This is a genomic window from Rouxiella silvae (assembly GCF_002093625.1).
Classification (GTDB): Bacteria; Pseudomonadota; Gammaproteobacteria; order Enterobacterales; family Enterobacteriaceae; genus Rouxiella; species Rouxiella silvae.
This window is the reverse complement of record NZ_MRWD01000079.1, coordinates 1-20,295: the sequence shown is the minus strand read 5'-3', so window position 1 is coordinate 20,295 and position 20,295 is coordinate 1. Positions and strand designations below refer to the sequence as shown.

The window sequence follows — 20,295 nt, the reverse complement described above, 5'->3', positions numbered from 1 at the left end:
CAATTGTAATATATTGAATAAAGACTGTTATTTTTTATTATTGCGAAGAGGAATAAAGTGATGAATAAGTTAATGGGTGTTTTTTGTTGTTTAAAATTATAAATATAATTGGATGTATATAGGATGTTTTTAGGGGGGAACTATGCGCTCATCAAAAACAGCATTTTGATTTCAGAAGAAAAAAATCAGCGATCGGCGAATTGTTGATTAAGTAATCTATTACGAATAAAGTCATCAGTAGGGGGGGACAGTCTTACTGCCGCCAAATATCTTAACGTTTAACGAGATTGCTCACTTTAATGTCGTCTTCCGCAGCTACTTCAACGCGCCCGGCCAATATCAATCTGCAGATCCTCGCCGTGATGATCTTCAACTTTGCGAATTACTTAACCATTGGTCTACCCATGGCGGTGTTACCCGGCTATGTCCATGACCATTTGGGCTTCAGCGCTTTCTGGGCAGGGCTGGCAATCAGTCTTCAATACTTTGCCACGCTGTTAAGCAGGCCGCACGCCGGTCGCTATGCGGATATTTTAGGGCCCAAGCGCGTGGTACTGATTGGGCTGGCGGGATGCATGCTGAGCGGCGTGTTCTATCTGCTGGCGGTGTGGCAAAACGCCTCACCCATTTTAAGCCTGCTGCTGCTGTGCATCGGAAGACTTATCCTCGGCGTGGGGCAAAGCTTTGCCGGTACCGGCTCTACGCTGTGGGGAATTGGCCGAGTCGGATCATTGCATATCGGTAAGGTCATTTCCTGGAGCGGGGTGGTCACCTATGGTGCGATGGCGATTGGCGCACCGCTTGGTGTATGGATTGTTCATCTCGGCGGTCTCGCGCTGTTATCACTGTGCATTATCGCCATTTCTTTGTCGGCATTTTTGCTGGCGCTAAGCAAAGCGGGCGTGAGCAAAGCGGCCAGCAGCGCTATCCCTTTTCGCCACGTGCTTGGCAAAGTCTTGCCCTACGGGTTAGTGATGGGGCTGGCGTCATCCGGATTTGGCGTTATCGCCACTTTTATTACTCTATTTTACGATGCCAAAGGCTGGAGCGGCGGTGCCTTTGCTCTGACCTTGTTTAGCTCGGCATTTGTTGGCATACGACTTCTGTTTCCCAACTGCATTAATCGTTTTGGCGGACAGCGCGTTGCCTTGGCGTGTTTTGTTTTTGAAATCATGGGATTACTGTTGGTGTGGGGAGCGTCAATTCCAACGATGGCGCTACTGGGTGCCATGTTGACCGGCGCAGGATCCTCCTTGGTATTCCCCGCCCTGGGCGTTGTGGCGGTGAAAAGGCTGCCGCAGGAGAATCAGGGTAGCGCGCTGGCGACTTATACTGCTTTTATGGACTTATCGTTGGGCGTTACCGGTCCGTTAGCGGGAATACTAATGATTCACGCCGGGGTCTCGTCGATTTATCTGGCTTCGGCCTTTGCAGTTTGTCTGAGCGGGGCATTGGTGCTGCGACTCGTGCATAAAGAAAAACGAGCGACGGCGGGGGATAGTTGTTAATACCCTCCCGCCGCAGGGGCTGGAGGGGTCATGACTTAAAGACGCACTCTTCCCATGTGATGGGTGGAAATCAGTTTACCGTTGCGCATGGCAAACGCCTCTGAAGTGCCTTCAATCACAAAGTCGAACTTTTTGTACAGCGCCAGCGCCGCCGCGTTATCGACAAACACCGTCAGCTCCACGCGGCTGATGCCAAGCCAGTTATCGCTGAGATCAAGCACCGCTGCCAGCAGCTTGCTGCCGATACCTTGCCCCTGAAATTCTGGATGCACCGCCATGCCGAAGCTTGCCACGTGGCGGCGTCGTATCTGGGGTTGAACGTGCAGGGTTATCTGCCCGACCACGCGCTCACCAAAACATGCCACAAGCCTATAGGTGTCAGGTCTTTCTTCCGTCGTACGTTTTTGCCATAGCGCCGAAGCAGGGTGCGGTAGCTGTAGCGTATCGCTGTAAACCTGTTCATGGCTGAATAGCTGGTGAAGCTGCGAGTAATCTTCAGGCTCAACGTGGCGGATATCAATCTGACTCATATAAGGCTCCTTTCGCATGTGGTGTAATAACCTTCTAATTTATATGGATATTTTTGATAGTCAATTTAATAATTGATGAAAAAAAACGCTTTACAACTGCGAATGATAATGATTATTATTGTCATGCGTTCCGGGGATGGCTATTCACCATAGTCAAACGGGTCCCTGGGAGGCACGACATTGCTCACATTGCTTCCAGTATTACTTAGCCAGCCGGGTGCTGGCTTTTTTTTGCCTGCGATTTGCCCCTTACTTTGTTGCCTCAACAAATCCTTTGCTTTTAATGATCTAATTCATGCAATTTAATTCATTGTTGCTACCTCACGCATGCTGTTTTTGTGCCAAATCCCGCCATTTTTTGCTAAAATTCGTGCTTGTTCCTCTGATCCCAGTTCATTGAAAATGAAGAAAAAAAGGCCAGTGCTTCAGGACGTCGCCGACCGCGTAGGTGTTACTAAAATGACGGTCAGCCGCTATTTGCGTAATCCCGAACAAGTTTCTCTGCTTCTGCAGGAGAAAATTGCCGCTGCGCTGGACGAATTGGGATACATACCTAACCGTGCACCGGATATCCTTTCCAATGCGAAAAGTCGCGCAATCGGCGTGCTGCTGCCATCGCTGACCAACCAGGTTTTCGCCGAGGTGCTGCGCGGCATTGAGAGCGTGACCGATATTCACGGTTATCAAACGATGCTGGCGCACTATGGCTACAGCGCAGAACGTGAAGAACAGCGTCTGACCTCGTTGCTTTCTTACAATATTGACGGGCTTATTCTTTCTGAGCGCAATCACTCGGCTCGTACTCTGAAAATGATTGAAGTTGCCGGTATTCCGGTAGTCGAGATGATGGACTGCGTGTCACCCTGCGTGGATTTAGCGGTTGGATTTAACAACTTTGAAGCCGCACGGCAAATGACCCAGCAAATTATTGCCCACGGGCATCGGCACGTTGTGTACTTCGGCGCACGTCAGGATGAACGTACCTTGATTAAACAGGAAGGGTATGAGCAGGCGATGCGCGAGTCGGGTTTGCAGCCTTATAGCGTGATGACCAGCCGTTCGTCCAGCTACACCGCCGGTGCGGAGCTTCTGCGTCAGGCCCAGCTCGATTATCCGCAAATTGACAGTATCTTCTGTACCAATGACGACCTGGCGGCTGGGGCGTTTTTTGAATGTCTGCGCCAAGGGCTGCATATTCCTTCACAAATGGCGATCGCCGGCTTCCACGGACATAACATGGGCCAGGCAATGGAACCCAAACTCGCGAGCGTGCTCACGCCGCGTGAACGCATGGGGCAAATTACCGCCGAGCGTTTACTGGCGCGCCTGCGTGGTGAAGAAGTGGTACCAAAAATGGTCGACGTTGGCTTTACTATTTCGGCGGGCGGCAGTATTTAACCGCCCGTCAAAGACTCTCAGGCCTCGGTACGGTGCTTGGCTTTGGCATTTTCTAGCGCGGTAACGCAACGTTTCACGACGCCTTCAACCTGATGGTCGATGTTCACTCGCACCACGTCGGCTTCGTCCTCGCCCGGCTCTTCAAGCGCTTCGAACTGGCTTTTCAGCATGTCTTGCGAGAAGAAGTGCCCGGCACGTGATTTCAGACGCTGCAAAATCACCTCTTCGCTGCCTTTCAAATACAGGAAGATGATACCGTCGTTGCCTTTGCGCAGCGCATCACGATAGCGGCGTTTCAGCGCCGAGCAGACGATAATACCGGTTTCATTTTTGTGCTCAAGGCTGTAAGCCGCGTCGCTCAAGCGCTCGAGCCAAGGCATGCGATCGTCATCGTTCAGCGGTTGCCCGCTCGCCATTTTCTGAATATTGGCGCGGGGGTGAAGATCGTCACCGTCTATAAATTTAGCGTTTATCGCTCTTGCGACGGCTGCGCCTACGGTTGATTTACCGCTGCCTGACACACCCATCAAAATGATGCTTTGCCCTGCCATAAGTTTGATCTCCGTCCCATATTTAGAATTTACCCGCGTGGGCGATTCCTTATATTAGCATGTTACCGGTATCATGATACCGATAACAAATGGAGGTGTGACTAACATCACAAAGGAACCTGTGTAAATTTTAGCGCTATCTGCTGATTAGGCTCGCGCTGAACTCGCAAACTTACAAAAAAATATCACTCGCGCACTGTTATCTGCACCGCAAAAGCATCGGCCATTTTTTGGCTCGAGGCCGGATAGGGCAGAAAGAGGCGGAAGGGGAAAGTTATGCCATTAGTCATTGTTGCAGTTGGTGTTGCCATACTGCTGTTGCTTATGATCCGATTCAAATTAAACGGTTTTATCGCACTGATCCTCGTCGCATTGGCCGTCGGCGTGATGCAGGGCATGCCTGTCGATAAAGTGATCACCTCTATCAAAAACGGCGTGGGTGGAACGCTCGGCAGCCTTGCTCTTATCATGGGCTTCGGCGCCATGCTGGGTAAACTGCTGGCCGACTGCGGCGGTGCCCAGCGTATCGCGACCACTCTTATCGATAAGTTTGGCGTGAAATACATCCAGTGGGCGCTGGTTATGACCGGTTTCATTGTCGGTTTTGCGCTGTTCTATGAAGTGGGCTTCGTACTGATGCTGCCGCTGGTATTCTCCGTTGCTGCCTCGGCGCGCTTGCCGCTGCTTTACGTCGGTGTACCAATGGCTGCCGCGCTGTCAGTGACCCACGGGTTCTTGCCTCCGCACCCTGGCCCAACCGCGATTGCCACCATTTTCCATGCAGATATGGGCAAAACCCTGCTATACGGCGCAATTTTAGGCGTGCCGACGGTTATTCTGGCGGGTCCGGTGTATGCGCGTTTCCTTAAAGGGATTGATAAGCCGGTTCCTCAGGGCCTGTTTAACCCAAAAACCTTTACTGAAGAAGAGATGCCAGGTTTCGGTGTCAGCGTTGCGACGTCTTTGGTGCCGGTTATTCTGATGGCGTTCCGCGCGATTACCGAGATGATCGTGCCGAAAGGTCACCCGATTCTGTCTTATGCCGAATTCTTCGGTGATCCAGTGATGGCAACGCTGATTGCGGTGCTGATTGCTATTTTCACCTTTGGTTTAAACCGCGGTCGCAAGATGGAAGATGTGATGGCGACCATCACTGACTCGATTAAAATTATCGCCATGATGCTGTTAATCATCGGGGGTGGCGGCGCGTTCAAGCAGGTACTGGTTGACAGCGGCGTCGATAAATACATCGCCGCGCTGATGCAGGGCAGTACGCTTTCTCCAATTCTGCTGGCCTGGACCATTGCAGCCGTGCTGCGTTTGGCGCTGGGTTCTGCGACCGTAGCGGCGATTACCGCGGGCGGTATTGCGGCTCCGCTGATTGCCACCACCGGCGTGAGCCCTGAGCTGATGGTTATTGCAGTGGGTTCTGGCAGCGTGATTTTCTCTCACGTGAACGACCCAGGCTTCTGGCTCTTTAAAGAGTATTTCAACCTGACAATCGGTGAAACCATGCGTTCTTGGTCAGTACTTGAGACCATTATTTCGGTAAGCGGTCTGGTAGGTTGTCTACTGCTGGCGAACGTGGTTTAACTCTCCCTCTCAGGTTCCTGTCGTCATTGGGCGGCAGGAACCTGTCTCTGCTCGATAAATATCTTTTCAACAATAGTGAAAGCTGCTCAAAAATGTGGCTCAATACGGCCAAATAATTTTTGATGCTGGACAACTTTCAATGCCCTCAGTTTTGCATTTTATATTGGCTCTTGTAGTCATCTTCTTCCTGGCGTTCATTTTTAGTAATGATCGCAAAAAAATCCGCCCACGCGTGATCCTTCAATTAATTGTGATTGAGGGCCTGCTGGCGTGGTTCTTTCTGCATGCCAGCAGCGGTTTATCGATAGTTACCGCAGTCTCCGGATTCTTTGAAAACCTGTTGACCTATGCGGCGCAGGGTTCAGACTTCGTGTTTGGCGGCATGAGTAAGGCAGGATTGGCATTTATCTTCCTCGGCGTGCTCTGCCCAATTATCTTTATTTCTGCATTAATCGGGATTATGCAGCATTTGCGTATTCTGCCGCTGCTGATCCGCATTGTTGGCACGTTGCTTTCAAAAGTGAACGGCATGGGCAAGCTGGAGTCATTCAACGCCGTCAGTACCTTGATTTTGGGCCAGTCTGAAAACTTTATTGCTTATAAGGGCGTGCTGGCCGATATCTCTCCTCGCCGTCTTTATTCGATGGCGGCGGCGGCGATGTCTACCGTTTCACTGTCGATCGTTGGCGCTTATATGACCATGATTGAGCCTAAATATGTGGTTGCTGCACTTATCCTCAATATGTTCAGCACCTTTATTATTCTGTCGATTATCAACCCTACGCCGCTGGGCGATGAGCCTGAAATCAAGCTGGAAAAGCTGCACGAAGACCAAAGCTTCTTTGAAATGCTCGGTGAATACATCCTGGCTGGTTTCAAGGTTGCGGTGATTATCATGGCCATGCTGATTGGTTTTATTGCGATCATTGCCGCAGTGAATGCGCTGTTTACCGCGATTTTCGGCATCAGCTTCCAGCAGATTCTGGGCTATGTTTTCTATCCCTTTGCCTGGCTGATTGGCATTCCGGCGCCTGACGCGCTGAAGGCAGCCAGCATTATGGCGACCAAGCTGGTGACTAATGAATTTGTTGCGATGATTGATTTGCAGAAAATTGCCAGCGAACTTTCTCCGCGCGGCCTTGGGATTTTGTCGGTATTTCTGGTCTCATTCGCCAACTTTGCCTCTATCGGTATTGTGGCGGGTGCTATCAAGGGGCTGAATGAAAAGCAGGGCAACGTTGTTTCTCGCTTCGCGCTTAAGCTGGTCTATGGCTCCACGCTGGTCAGCCTGCTTTCTGCGGCTTTTGCGGGATTAGTGCTGTAGGTTTCAGCTCGCGGCTCCCCCATTCCAACCTTATGTTCCAGCAAGACTTTTTTATTTCAGTACGACACCCATCTAGTCCCTTCCCCCTAAGGGGGAAGGTGAGGATGGGGGTGCTGACTACACCACCCATTCCCTAGAAATCAACGCACGCTGGGTTATCGACCTGCATGACCGAGTCCTGTTTAAAGCGCTGCTTGTAGATATCGCGGATCTCGGTGATTTTTTTCTGCTCTTGCGCATTATCCGCACGGATAAGCATCAGTGCTTTGCTGTTCTCTTTAATCACCACGCCTTCACTTCTCAACCACTGACCTTTGGCGTCAAATACACTTAAGCCATCTTTAAAACGCGGCGTTACGTCTTTATCGACGAACCACTGCCACTGCGCTTTGCTGACCGGAGCGGCATTGTGACGGCTCAGGCCAAAGTAAAGCGTGGTTTGCATCATCAGATTACCGGTTTTGCAGGCCAATACCGGCGCGGCAGGCGCAACAGTTTCGGCGGCCTTCGGTGGGTAAGGCGCCTGTGGTGCAGGGTGTGTGGCGGCACAGCCGGTAAGCGCTACGGCGACGAGAGCGGCAAGCAGAGCGGGGGTCTTCATTGCTGATTCCTTGTGATTTGCTATCAATGGCAGCGCAACACCTTTCGCGCTGTTTGTATTATTATCGGCGGTCTTATGTAAAATTCGCCGCCAATATCATAGGGTCTGATATCCCTACTAAGCAATCACTCAAGTTGGTGAAAACTCCCCACTGTTTCGCGATAAATTACTGATACTGCCAATAGGCGACGTGAGTTTGCAAATACTCCTCCAGGCCGTGACGGCCGTCCGCGCCGCCAATACCCGATTTTCGCCAACCGGCGTGAAAACCCTGCATCGTTTCGAAGTTTTCAAGGTTTACCTAGGTCTCGCCGAATTTGAGTTTTTTCAGCGCGATCATCGCGGTGTTGATATTTTGTGTATAAATACCGAAGTAAGGCCGTATTCGCTGCCATTGGCCAGCGCAATCACTATCCTCAACGCGTTTTAGTGCCTCGGCACTGATAAGCGGCGCCATATCCAGCGCGGCATTTTGCGCCGTATCGCCATAGGTTACCTGCTCAAACGCCTGGGTGAGACGGGTCATAAATTGACAGTAAACGCCTTCCTGAACGAAGAGGCGTTAGGCATACTCGAGATAGTCGGCAGTAAACAGCACTTCGGTCTGCGCCAATCCTCGTGTTTTTCCCCCTCTCTAGCGCTAGCAGGTGTGGTTTTATTTCTGATCCCTTCCCCCGCGCTTTTCAGCGGGGGAAGGTTAGGATGGGGAAGCAAACGACACACATCCTAAATCTTCAGATAGGCTCTGATCCCATCAAGGAACATCTGCGTTGAGAGCATCACCAATACCAATCCCATCAGGCGTTCAAGCGCACTGACGCCTCTGTCGCCCAGCAGGCGCAGGAAAAGGTTCGACAGCAGTAAAATCCCCATCGACAGTCCCCAGGCAATAAACAGCGCCAGCGTCAGGTGACCAATCTGATGGGGATATTGGTGCGAAAGCAGCATCAGCGTGGCCAATATTGACGGCCCAGCGACCAGCGGTATCGCCAGCGGCACCAGAAAAGGTTCTTCGCCCGCAGGCAAACCAGAGCTGTTATTTTCCTGAGAAGGGAAAATCATTTTGATAGCGATTAAAAAAAGAATAATGCCGCCGGAAATTGACACTGTCTCAGTGCGCAAATTCAGGAAGGACAGGATCTTCTCGCCGGCAAAAAGGAAGATAAGCATCAGGATCAGCGCGATCAACATTTCGCGGATCAACACCACGCGACGTCGTTTCGGATCCAGGTGTTTGAGCACCGACATAAAAATCGGCAGATTGCCCAGTGGATCCATAATTAAAAACAACAATATTGTGGCTGAAATCATTTCAGTCATAACCGCTATCCCCCTGGATATTATTCTCTCTATAAGCAAAGCTGCTAACAAAGCGTCTGGTATCGATTAAATTCACTTGCCACTTAGCGTACATTTTGTAAGGTATACACTCGCGCGCTAACGGGGCAACACGTCGCAATTTCACCCGCTTTACACGGGGAAATTGCGCTAAAACGGTGCAAACGCGCAATAAATGCAGTTATCACCCTCACGGCAGGACAGTAATTATGAAAAATGTAGGTTTCGTCGGCTGGCGCGGTATGGTCGGTTCTGTGCTCATGCAACGCATGACAGAAGAGCGCGATTTTGACGCCATTCGTCCGGTATTCTTCTCCACTTCGCAGCACGGCCAGCCTTCGCCGGTATTTGGCGGCCATCAAGGCACGCTGCAAGACGCCTTTGATCTGGACGCACTGAGTGCGCTGGATATTATCATTACCTGTCAGGGCGGGGATTATACCAATGAAATCTATCCAAAGCTGCGTGAAATCGGCTGGAAGGGGTACTGGATAGACGCCGCTTCTTCTTTAAGAATGAAAGATGACGCGATTATTATTCTGGACCCGGTCAACAAGTCAGTGATTCATGAAGGCATCGACAAGGGCGTAAAAACCTTTGTTGGCGGTAACTGTACCGTGAGCCTGATGCTGATGTCTCTGGGTGGCCTGTTTGCCAACAATCTGGTCGAGTGGGCGTCAGTGGCAACCTATCAGGCAGCCTCCGGTGGCGGTGCACGTCACATGCGCGAGCTGCTGACTCAAATGGGCATGCTGCACAATAGCGTCGCGCACGAGCTTCAGAACCCGGCGTCGGCAATACTTGATATTGAACGCAACGTGACGGCGCTGACCCGCAGCGGCACGCTGCCGACGGACAACTTCGGTGTACCTCTGGCTGGCGGCCTGATCCCGTGGATCGACAAACAGCTCGACAACGGCCAGACCAAAGAAGAGTGGAAAGGCCAGGCCGAGACTAACAAAATTCTGAACACTTCGAGCATTATCCCGGTAGACGGTCTGTGCGTGCGCATCGGCGCGCTGCGCTGCCACAGCCAGGCATTCACGCTGAAACTGAAAAAAGACGTGTCGATCCCTGAGATCGAGCAGATGTTGGCGACCCACAATGACTGGGTTCGCGTTATTCCTAACGACCGTGAGCTTTCAATGCGTGAACTTACGCCGGCTGCGGTAACGGGCACCATGAATACGCCGGTGGGACGTCTTCGCAAGCTGAATATGGGGCCTGAATATCTTTCAGCCTTCACCGTGGGTGACCAACTGCTGTGGGGCGCTGCCGAACCCCTGCGCCGCATGCTGCGTATTTTGCTGTAACCCCTTCTCGGGCGTGATGTTAAGGGATGCCGTTGGGTATCCCTTTTTTAATGCTTTTTTACCGCCTTTTTGGCTGTTTTTTGACCTTTCTACCACTTCTCGTCTTTACCAAAAATTTCTTTTAATTCAGGCCTTGTTCTTAGAAAGCTTTGTCTATGCTTAGTAGAGAGTGATTCGGAATTTGAGTAGGGCATTTGTCTGTTTTTTTTCAGAAGTGTGAACGCAAACGTAATTTGCTCCCTCAGCCGGAGCATAGTAGAGAGCTGTGTAATCTTTACGGGTTTACCCTGGCAAATGGGCCTTATTCAGGATGAATAGACGACGCTAATGGAAAATACGATCGGGCTGACACAATGATTTTATTGGATTTGTTGATTAATTGATCACAGGACGAAACACCATGCCAGTACTTCCCGACCAGCACGTTATTAATCAGATTATTTCCGGCCGCTATGCCGACCCTTTCTCATTGCTGGGGATGCATGAGGTTGCCGCAGGGCTGGAGGTGCGCGCACTTTTACCTGACGCCTGTCAGGTTTGGGTGATTGACGCCCAAAAACAGAGTCGGGTGGCTGAATTGAGCCGCTATGACGATCGCGGTTTTTTCGTTGGCCTGCTGCCAAGGCGCAAAAAATTCTTCCGCTATCAGCTTGAAGTGCGCTGGGGCGACAACGTTCATATCATTGATGATGCTTATCGTTTCGGTACCTTGCTGCAGGAGCTGGATATTTGGCTGCTGGCGGAAGGTACCCATATTCGCCCCTATGAAAAACTGGGTGCGCACCCGCAGAATCTGGACGGCGTTGACGGGGTCAGTTTTGCCGTTTGGGCACCCAATGCCATCCGCGTTTCGGTGGTGGGAGAGTTCAACTTTTGGGACGGTCGCCGCCATCCGATGCGTCTACGACGTGAAAACGGCATTTGGGAGCTGTTTGTCCCTGCCGCCTGTGAAGGCCAACTGTACAAGTTTGAAATTATCGACTGCCGTGGTCACGTCAGTCTACGCGCTGACCCTTACGCTTTTGAAGCGCAAATGCGCCCGGATACTGCCTCGCTGGTGCGTAAATTGCCAGAAAAGGTCGACTATTCCCCAGAACGCAAAAAAGCCAATGCGCTCAATCAGCCGGTGTCGGTTTACGAGGTGCATCTTGGGTCCTGGCGTCGCCATGCCGACAATAATTACTGGCTGAGCTACGGCGAGCTGGCAGAACAACTGGTCTCTTATGCGAAATGGATGGGCTTCACCCACATTGAACTGATGCCAGTCAATGAGCATCCGTTTGACGGCAGCTGGGGTTATCAACCACTGGGCATGTATGCGCCAACCCGCCGCTACGGTTCGCCTCACGAGTTTAAAGCCTTTATTGATGCGGCACACAACGCCGGATTAAATGTGATCCTCGACTGGGTGCCCGGTCATTTTCCAAGTGATGCCTACGGGCTGGCGCAGTTCGACGGCACGGCGCTGTACGAATATGCCGACCCACGCGAAGGCTATCATCAGGACTGGAATACGCTAATTTATAACTATGGCCGCCACGAAGTTCGTAACTATCTGGCGGGCAATGGTTTCTACTGGATTGAGCGCTACGGAATCGACGGCCTGCGGGTCGATGCGGTGGCATCAATGATTTACCGCGACTACAGCCGTAAAGCGGGTGAGTGGATACCCAATCACTACGGTGGCCGCGAAAATCTTGAGGCCATCTCTTTCTTGCAGTACACCAACCATACCATTGGTAAAGAGCTCGGCGGCGCAGTCACTATGGCCGAAGAGTCAACCGACTATCCTGGCGTGACCCTGCCGCCCGAGGCTAACGGGCTAGGTTTTCACTACAAGTGGAACCTGGGCTGGATGAACGACTCCCTGAAATACATGCAGCTTGATCCGGTTCACCGCAAGTATCACCATAACCTGCTGACTTTTGGTGTGCTCTACACCTACACCGAAAACTTTATCCTGCCGCTCTCGCACGATGAAGTGGTGCACGGTAAAGGTTCGCTGATTGACAAGATGCCCGGCGATGCCTGGCAAAAATTTGCCAATCTGCGCGCCTATTATGGCTTTATGTGGGCACATCCTGGTAAAAAACTGCTGTTTATGGGCTGTGAGTTTGCGCAGGGCCGCGAGTGGAACTTTAACCAGAGTCTCGACTGGCACCTGCTCGACGACCCGAACGGTTGGCACAGCGGCGTGCAAAATCTGGTACGCGACCTCAATCACACTTACCAACAGCAGTCGGCGCTCTACGAGCTGGACTTCAATCCGCGCGGTTTTGAGTGGCTGGTGGTGGATGACCATGAAAACTCGATTTTTGCCTTTGCTCGCCGAGACGAACACGGCAACGAGCTGATTGCGGTCAGCAATTTCACACCGGTTCCGCGCTACGGCTACCGCATTGGCGTGAGCCGCCCGGGTCGCTATCACGAAGTACTCAATACCGACTCCCATCATTATCACGGCAGCAATATCGGTAATGCCGGCGATGTGTATACCGACCCTTACCCAAGTCACCAGCGTGAACACTCGCTTTCGCTGGTGATCCCGCCTTTAGCCACGATCTATCTGCGGCGGGAGGATTGCTGATGAGATCGCTTCAGTCGGGTAAATCTTCGCCATTTGGTGCTCATTTCGATGGAGATGGCGTCAATTTTTGCGTTTTTTCTTCCACGGCTGAAAAGATTGATCTCTGCCTGTTTGACGAGCAGGGCAATGAAAAGCGTCTGGCACTGCCGACGCGCACCGGCAATCTTTGGCACGGCTATTTGCCGGGTGCAAAAGTGGGGCAACGCTATGGTTTTCGCGCCCACGGTGCGTTCTCGCCTTCGCAGGGGCTGCGTTTTAATGCACAAAAATTACTGATTGACCCCAGTGCGCGAGCAATAGAAGGCAAGCTCTCCGACGACCCACGGCTGTGCGGCGGCGTTGACGTGGCCGACGCGCGAGACAGTGCCGATGTCGTCCCCAAGTCACGGGTGATGGATGACCGCTTTGACTGGCAAAACGACGTTGCGCCGGGCATTGCGTGGGGTAAAACCGTGATTTATGAGGCGCACGTTCGTGGGCTCACTCAGTTGCACCCAGATATTCCCGACGCGCTGCGCGGCACCTACGCCGCGCTTGGACACCCGGTGATGCTTAACTATTTCAAACGTTTGGGGATTACCGCGCTGGAACTGCTGCCAATTCAGCACCACGCCGATGAACCCAGATTGCAGCGTTTGGGCCTGAGCAATTATTGGGGCTACAACGTTTTGGCACCGTGGGCGCTGGAAACTGCGTATGCCAGCGGCGTTAATGGTGTGAGTGCGCAGGACGAATTTAAGACAGCGGTAAAGGCGCTGCATCAGGCCGGTATTGAAGTGCTGCTCGACGTGGTGTTCAACCACACCGCCGAGCTAGACGTTGAAGGCCCGACGGTTTCTCTGCGCGGTTTAGATAATCGGGCCTGGTACTGGCTGAATCCGGACGGCAGTGACAACAATCTTACCGGCTGCGGCAACGCCATGCGCCTGATTGATGATGAGGTTATTGCCTGGACGATTGCGAGTCTGCGCTACTGGGTTGAAACCTATCATGTTGACGGTTTTCGCTTCGATTTGGCTACTTTACTCGGACGCACGCCGGAGTTCGACCCTCACTCTCCGCTGTTTGAGGCCATTAAAGCTGACCCGTTGCTCAGCGGCTGTAAGCTCATTGCCGAGCCGTGGGACATAGGCGAGGGTGGCTATCAGGTAGGCAATTTCCCTGCGCCCTTTGCTGAGTGGAGCGACCGCTGGCGCGATGATATTCGTAAGTTTTGGCTGTACGGTACGCTCTCTCTGGGGACGTTTGCCACCCGTTTTGCGGCCTCCGCCGACCTGTTTGATCACCATAATCGCCTGCCTTCTTCGGCGGTGAATATGTTGACCGCCCACGACGGGTTCACATTGCGTGATTTAGTCAGCTTCAATGAGAAACATAATCAGGCCAACGGGGAAGATAACCGCGACGGACATGATAACAACTACAGCCAGAACCACGGCGAAGAGGGGCTTAACGTTTCAATGTCCGTGTCACAGCAGCGAAAACTCAGTCAGCGTGCGCTGCTCGCCACGCTGATGCTGTCGCAGGGAACGCCGATGCTGCTGGCGGGTGATGAGCTGGGCAATTCTCAGCAGGGTAACAACAATGCCTATTGTCAGGACAACGCGCTGACCTGGATCGACTGGTCAGACGCCGACGAGACGTTGACTGACTATGTCAGTGCGCTGATAGCCCTACGTAAAAAAATTCCGGCATTGAATCAGGACCGGTGGTGGCAGGAAACGTCACAAGAAGTGCAGTGGCTCGACGGCGCAGGACAGCCGATGACAACAAAAAGCTGGGAACAAGGCGGGCAGCAATGCCTGCAAATTCGTTTGTCTGACCGCTGGTTGCTGGTGGTCAATTCATCACTTAATGACGTTGAAATGACATTACCGGAGGGCGGTTGGACCTGCGTTGCGCCTTTTGACAATGAACAACAAAACGTCAGGGAAAGCTCGTCTTGGCGAGCGACGGCTAAAACGCTCTGCGTATTGACCCAAGGTTAGCAGGGCATTAGGAAGGATTCAGCTATGGCTACGTTAGAATTCAATGACCGCATGATGTTGGCGAGGCAATTACCTCTCAAGTCGGTAGCGCTGATCCTGGCAGGGGGGAGAGGTTCGCGTCTGAAAGACTTGACCAACACCCGTGCCAAACCCGCAGTCCATTTTGGCGGAAAGTTTCGCATTATCGATTTCGCACTCTCTAACTGCCTGAACTCGGGCATACGCCGCATTGGTGTGATTACGCAGTATCAGTCCCATACGCTGGTGCAGCACATCCAGCGCGGATGGTCATTTCTCAATGAAGAGATGAACGAGTTTGTGGACCTGCTGCCCGCGCAGCAGCGTCAAAGCACTGAGCATTGGTATAAAGGCACCGCCGATGCGGTCTACCAAAATCTGGACATTATTCGTCGCTATCGTGCCGAATACGTGGTGATTTTGGCAGGAGACCATATTTACAAAATGGATTACTCCCGCATGCTGATTGATCACGTTGAAAAGGGTGGAGAATGCACCGTTGCCTGCCTCGAAGTGCCGTTGTCCGAGGCCAGCGAGTTTGGCGTGATGGACGTCGCCGAAGACTACCAAATTAAGTCTTTCATTGAGAAACCCAAGGACCCGCCGTCAATTCCCGGCCAGCCCGATAAGGCAATGGCCAGCATGGGGGTCTATATTTTCAATGCGGACTATTTGTTCAGGCTACTGGAGGAGGACATGGCCAGCGAAGAGTCGAGCCACGATTTTGGGAAAGACATTATTCCTAAAATCACCCGTCAGGGCGTGGCTTGGGCGCATCCGTTCGGCCTGTCGTGCGTCACCTCAAACACTGAGTTGCCGCCCTACTGGCGCGACGTGGGCACTATCGACGCCTACTGGCGTGCGAACCTTGACTTGGCGTCGGTGACGCCCGAGCTGGACATGTACGACACCAACTGGCCGATTCGCACCCATATGGAACCGCTGCCGCCGGCGAAATTTGTGCAGGACCGCTCGGGAAGTCACGGCATGACCATGAACTCTCTGGTTTCTGGCGGCTGCATCGTTTCGGGGTCAGTGGTGGTGCATTCGGTGCTTTTTCCACGGGTGCGCATCAATTCATTTTGCAATATCGACTCAAGCATTCTATTACCTGATGTTGAGATTGGTCGGTCATGTCGTCTGCGTCGCTGTGTGATAGACAGAGCCTGCCAAATCCCTGAAGGAATGGTCATTGGCGAAAATGCAGAGGAAGACAGCAAGCGTTTTTATCGATCGGAAAGCGGGATTGTTTTGGTGACCCGCGCTATGTTGGCGAAATTATAAAGCCTGGCGAAAACGATCGAATTATTCACTTATTTCCGTTCACACCATTCGCTGTGTTTGGCGTGAAGACGTTTCAGGAGCGAGAATGCAGGTTTTACATGTTTGTTCCGAGCTGTTTCCTCTGTTGAAAACCGGCGGTCTAGCAGACGTCGCCGGTGCGCTTCCCGCGGCGCAAATTGCCGAGGGAGACGATGTTCGCGTTTTGATCCCTGCTTTCCCCGATATTAAAAAAGGCATCGGGGAGACCCAACTCGTTGGCACGCTGGACACGTTCGCAGGCCACGTTTCGCTGCTTTATGCCGTTTATCAGGGAGTGGGTGTTTATCTGATAGATACACCTGGGCTATACGACAGGCCGGGCAGTCCCTATCACGACCAGTCTTCGAATGCCTATTCAGATAACCATTTGCGCTTTGCTCTGCTGAGCTGGATGGCCTGCGAGCTGGCCTGTGGTTTTGACAGTCACTGGAAACCGGAGGTCGTGCACTCCCACGACTGGCACGCGGGCCTGACGTCGGCCTATATCGTGGCGCGTGGGCGCCCGGCAAAAACCGTGTTTACCGTGCATAATCTGGCGTTTCAAGGGTTGTTCTTTGCCCATCATTTGGCTGAATTACAACTGCCTGCCGACTTTTTCCAAATGCACGGGCTGGAATTTTATGGGCAGATTTCGTTCCTGAAAGCCGGGCTGTTTTATTCTGACCACGTTACCACCGTCAGTCCGACCTACGCCAAAGAGATCACGCAACCGGCGTTTGGCTACGGCATGGAGTCACTGCTGCTTGAGCGGCAGAATCAGGGCAAGCTGACCGGTATTCTCAACGGCGTGGATGAAGCGATTTGGGAGCCAAAAACTGACGTGCTGCTGTCTGCACGCTACAGCGCCGACGATCTGCGCGCCAAGTCGATCAATAAAACCTATTTGCAGCGGGCGATGGGACTGGACGTTGATGACTCGCGGCTAGTGTTTGCCGTGGTCAGCCGTCTCACCAGTCAAAAAGGGCTGGATTTAGTGCTTGAAGGCCTGCCAGAACTGCTGGAACAGGGCGGTCAACTGGCGGTGCTGGGTGCGGGTGATGCCGTTTTGCAGCAGGCTTTTCTGGCCGCCGCTGCCGACCATCCGGGGCAAGTTGGCGTACAGTTGGGGTATCACGAGGCGTTCTCGCACCGCATTATCGCCGGGGCTGACGTCATCATGGTGCCAAGTCGTTTTGAACCTTGCGGGCTCACCCAGCTTTATGGACTGAAATATGGCACGCTGCCGCTGGTAAGACGCACCGGCGGATTGGCTGATACCGTCGTGGATTGTGCACTCGAAAATCTGGCCGACGGTACGGCCAGTGGGTTTGTGTTTGAAGAGAGCACCGGAAAATCGCTGAGCAATGCGATTCGACGTGCTTTCGTGCTGTGGAGCCGGCCAAAACACTGGCGGCACGTTCAGCACCATGCGATGGGGATAGATTTTGGTTGGAAAGTAGCCGCTCAGGCTTATAAAAATCTTTATCAACGGCTGTGAACCACAAACAAAATTGGGAACATAACGCGATGACTTCACCGATTAACTACACCTCACCCACCGTCAGCATTGAGGCGCTTAAGCATTCTATCGCCTATAAGCTGATGTTTATCGTTGGTAAAGATCCCTCCGTGGCCAATCAGCATGACTGGCTAAACGCCACGCTGTTTGCCGTTCGCGATCGTATGGTTGAGCGCTGGCTGCGTTCAAATCGCCATCAGCTTTCACAGGACGTGCGGCAGGTTTACTACCTGTCGATGGAGTTTTTGATTGGCCGCACGTTGTCTAATGCGCTGCTTTCGATGGGTATCTACGACGATACCAAGCAGGCGCTGGACGAGATGGGGCTGGATCTTGAGGAGTTAATTGGCGAGGAAAACGATCCCGGCTTAGGCAACGGTGGTTTAGGGCGACTGGCCGCCTGTTTCCTCGATTCGCTGGCAACGCTGGCTTTGCCGGGTCGCGGTTACGGTATTCGTTATGAATACGGTATGTTTTCGCAGAAAATAGTCAACGGCGAGCAAAAAGAGTCACCGGACTATTGGCTTGAATACGGTAACCCGTGGGAGTTTCAGCGTTACAACACCCGCTACAAAGTGCGCTTTGGCGGACGCTTGCAGCACGAGGGGTCAAAAACGCGCTGGCTCGAGACGGAAGAAGTAGTGGCCGTCGCCTATGATCAGGTGATCCCAGGCTTTGACACCGATGCCACCAACACGCTGCGACTTTGGGGCGCGCAGGCCAGTAACGAAATTAACCTCGGCAAGTTTAATCAGGGCGATTACTTTGCCGCGGTCGAGGATAAAAATCACTCCGAAAACGTGTCACGCGTGCTTTATCCAGACGATTCAACCTATTCGGGCCGCGAGTTGCGCCTGCGACAGGAATACTTTCTGGTCTCGGCAACGGTGCAGGATATTCTGAATCGCCACTACATGACTCACAAAACTTTCGCTAATCTGGCCGATAAAATCGCCATTCACCTGAATGATACGCATCCGGTGTTGTCGATTCCCGAGCTGATGCGACTGCTCATTGACGAGCATAAGGTGAGCTGGCTTTCTGCGTGGGACACCGTGAGTCGCGTGTTCTCGTACACCAACCATACATTGATGACCGAAGCGCTGGAAACTTGGCCAGTGGACATGTTGGGCAAAATTTTGCCGCGCCATTTACAGCTGATTTTCGAAATTAACGAACACTTCCTCAATCACGTGGAAGAGGTGCTGCCCGGCGACAATGAAATGAAATCGCGGGTATCGATTATTGATGAAAATAACGGCCGTAAGGTTCGCATGGCTTGGTTGGCGGTGATTGCCAGCCATAAAGTCAACGGCGTATCGGCGCTGCACTCTGACCTGATGGTTAAATCACTGTTTGCCGACTTTGCCAAAATCTACCCTGATCGTTTCTGCAACATGACCAACGGTGTTACGCCACGTCGCTGGCTCGGATTGGCCAATAAGCCACTTTCCGCACTGCTTGATGATGCTATCGGTCATACCTGGCGAACCGATTTGAGCCAGTTGGCCGAGCTTAAGCAGGACATCGATTATCCAAGTTTTCTAAAGGCGTTGCAGAAGGCCAAGTATGAGAACAAAAAGCGTCTTGCTGCCTACGTTGGGGAGAAGCTGGGCGTGGTTATTGACCCCCACAGCCTGTTTGACGTGCAGATCAAGCGCATTCACGAGTACAAACGCCAACTGCTGAACGTGCTGCACGTGATCACCCGCTATAACCGTATTATTGACGATCCGGATGAAAACTTTGTACCACGTACGGTTATTTTCGCCGGTAAAGCGGCTTCCGCCTACTATGCGGCCAAGCAGATCATTCGCTTGATCAACGATGTGGCGGATGTGATCAATAACGATCCGCGAACTAAAAACAAGCTGAAAGTGGTATTCATTCCTAACTACAGCGTCAGTCTGGCACAGTTGATCATTCCTGCGGCGGATCTTTCTGAGCAGATCTCCCTGGCCGGAACCGAAGCTTCGGGCACCAGTAACATGAAGTTTGCTCTCAACGGCGCGCTGACCATTGGTACCCTCGACGGCGCCAACGTCGAAATGCTGGAACACGTCGGCGAGGAGAATATTTTCATCTTCGGTAACACCACGCCGGAAGTGGAGGCCTTGCGTAACAACGGCTATAACCCGCACGAGTACTATGAAAACGATGAGGAGCTGCACAAGGTGTTGACGCAAATTGCGACCGGCACGTTCAGTCCCGGCGAGCCTAAGCGTTATCACAACCTGTTCGACAGTTTGGTCAATTTAGGCGATCACTACCAACTGCTGGCTGATTACCGCAGCTATATTGATACGCAGGATAAAGTTGATGAGCTGTATCAGCAGCAGGATGAGTGGTCCCGCCGTGCACTGCTTAATATTGCCAACATGGGATATTTCTCGTCGGACAGAACGATCGGTGAATACGCCGAGAAGATTTGGAATATAAAACCGGTAAAACTTTAGAACAGATCTCCGCCCCAAATTTTTTGGGGCAGAGTTTTTAATATGATCCCCTTCCCCTAAGTGTCAGAGTATCTAAGATGATCTCCTCCCCCTAAGGGGCAGAGTTTCTAATATGATCCCCTTCCCCTAAGGGTCAGAGTTTCTAAGATGATCCCCTTCCCCTAAGGGTCAGAGTTTCTAAGATGATCCCATACCCAAAAGGGGCAGAGTTAATAAAAAAAACCAATAGCCAATTGGCGGGGGTGGGGTAATAAAGACAATGGGGGTGG

14 protein-coding genes and 1 pseudogene are annotated in these 20,295 nt (G+C 52.2%); 10 read left to right on the top strand and 5 right to left on the bottom strand.

The genetic code is table 11. The features are described from left to right. The first annotated feature begins 299 nt into the window (after window positions 1–299). Complete coding sequence (locus tag BS639_RS22630) at window positions 300–1,508, top strand: MFS transporter (RefSeq protein ID WP_084984387.1); 1,209 nt, start codon at window positions 300–302, stop codon at window positions 1,506–1,508. Between the two features lie 35 nt (window positions 1,509–1,543). Here BS639_RS22630 and BS639_RS22625 read toward each other — a convergent pair whose 3' ends face one another. Beyond that, on the bottom strand, window positions 1,544–2,038 hold the full coding sequence (locus tag BS639_RS22625) for a GNAT family N-acetyltransferase (RefSeq protein ID WP_055775971.1): 495 nt from the start codon (window positions 2,036–2,038) through the stop codon (window positions 1,544–1,546). A 402-nt stretch (window positions 2,039–2,440) separates the two neighbouring features. Here BS639_RS22625 and gntR point away from each other — a divergent pair, with 402 nt between their 5' ends. Beyond that, window positions 2,441–3,436, top strand: coding sequence for a gluconate operon transcriptional repressor GntR (gene gntR / locus BS639_RS22615; RefSeq protein ID WP_055776316.1), 996 nt, complete (start codon window positions 2,441–2,443; stop codon window positions 3,434–3,436). A gap of 17 nt (window positions 3,437–3,453) precedes the next feature. Here the strand turns inward: gntR and BS639_RS22610 are convergent, their stop codons facing one another. Then, window positions 3,454–3,987, bottom strand: coding sequence for a gluconokinase (locus BS639_RS22610; RefSeq protein WP_055775974.1), 534 nt, complete (start codon window positions 3,985–3,987; stop codon window positions 3,454–3,456). 276 nt (window positions 3,988–4,263) lie between these two features. Here BS639_RS22610 and gntT point away from each other — a divergent pair, with 276 nt between their 5' ends. After that, a complete protein-coding gene (gene gntT / locus BS639_RS22605) occupies window positions 4,264–5,580 on the top strand; it encodes a gluconate transporter (protein WP_055775977.1) in 1,317 nt (438 codons plus the stop codon). 139 nt (window positions 5,581–5,719) lie between these two features. After that, complete coding sequence (locus tag BS639_RS22600; protein ID WP_055775982.1) at window positions 5,720–6,904, top strand: NupC/NupG family nucleoside CNT transporter; 1,185 nt, start codon at window positions 5,720–5,722, stop codon at window positions 6,902–6,904. Between the two features lie 133 nt (window positions 6,905–7,037). Here BS639_RS22600 and BS639_RS22595 read toward each other — a convergent pair whose 3' ends face one another. The 3 genes and pseudogenes from BS639_RS22595 to BS639_RS22585 form a co-directional block, all read right to left on the bottom strand. Then, window positions 7,038–7,505 carry a DUF3574 domain-containing protein gene (locus BS639_RS22595; protein ID WP_084984386.1) on the bottom strand — a complete coding sequence of 156 codons (468 nt, stop codon included), beginning with the start codon at window positions 7,503–7,505 and terminating at the stop codon, window positions 7,038–7,040. 166 nt (window positions 7,506–7,671) lie between these two features. Continuing rightward, window positions 7,672–8,067, bottom strand: a pseudogene (locus BS639_RS22590) (aldehyde dehydrogenase family protein); the annotation flags it as partial. Between the two features lie 164 nt (window positions 8,068–8,231). Beyond that, window positions 8,232–8,825, bottom strand: coding sequence for a YhgN family NAAT transporter (locus tag BS639_RS22585; protein ID WP_055775986.1), 594 nt, complete (start codon window positions 8,823–8,825; stop codon window positions 8,232–8,234). Between the two features lie 227 nt (window positions 8,826–9,052). On the opposite strand from BS639_RS22585, the gene asd reads away from it, so the two are divergent. The 6 genes from asd to glgP all read left to right on the top strand — a co-directional run bounded on the left by asd (window position 9,053) and on the right by glgP (window position 20,026). Then, window positions 9,053–10,156, top strand: coding sequence for an aspartate-semialdehyde dehydrogenase (gene asd / locus BS639_RS22580; protein ID WP_055775987.1), 1,104 nt, complete (start codon window positions 9,053–9,055; stop codon window positions 10,154–10,156). A gap of 400 nt (window positions 10,157–10,556) precedes the next feature. Further along, window positions 10,557–12,743: a 1,4-alpha-glucan branching enzyme gene (gene glgB / locus BS639_RS22575; protein ID WP_084984385.1), complete on the top strand. Its 2,187-nt coding sequence runs from the start codon at window positions 10,557–10,559 to the stop codon at window positions 12,741–12,743. After that, complete coding sequence (gene glgX / locus BS639_RS22570; protein ID WP_084984384.1) at window positions 12,743–14,731, top strand: glycogen debranching protein GlgX; 1,989 nt, start codon at window positions 12,743–12,745, stop codon at window positions 14,729–14,731. The genes glgB and glgX overlap by 1 nt, the downstream gene beginning before the upstream one ends. A 24-nt stretch (window positions 14,732–14,755) precedes the next feature. Beyond that, on the top strand, window positions 14,756–16,033 hold the full coding sequence (gene glgC, locus BS639_RS22565) for a glucose-1-phosphate adenylyltransferase (protein WP_055775997.1): 1,278 nt from the start codon (window positions 14,756–14,758) through the stop codon (window positions 16,031–16,033). Window positions 16,034–16,118: 85 nt separating this feature from the next. Next, the gene (gene glgA, locus BS639_RS22560; RefSeq protein ID WP_055776001.1) at window positions 16,119–17,549 is read left to right on the top strand and encodes a glycogen synthase GlgA; all 1,431 of its coding nucleotides are present in this window, start codon (window positions 16,119–16,121) and stop codon (window positions 17,547–17,549) included. 29 nt (window positions 17,550–17,578) lie between these two features. Further along, entirely contained in the window at window positions 17,579–20,026 is a 2,448-nt protein-coding gene (gene glgP, locus BS639_RS22555) for a glycogen phosphorylase (RefSeq protein ID WP_084984383.1), read from the top strand. Window positions 20,027–20,295 lie beyond the last annotated feature (269 nt).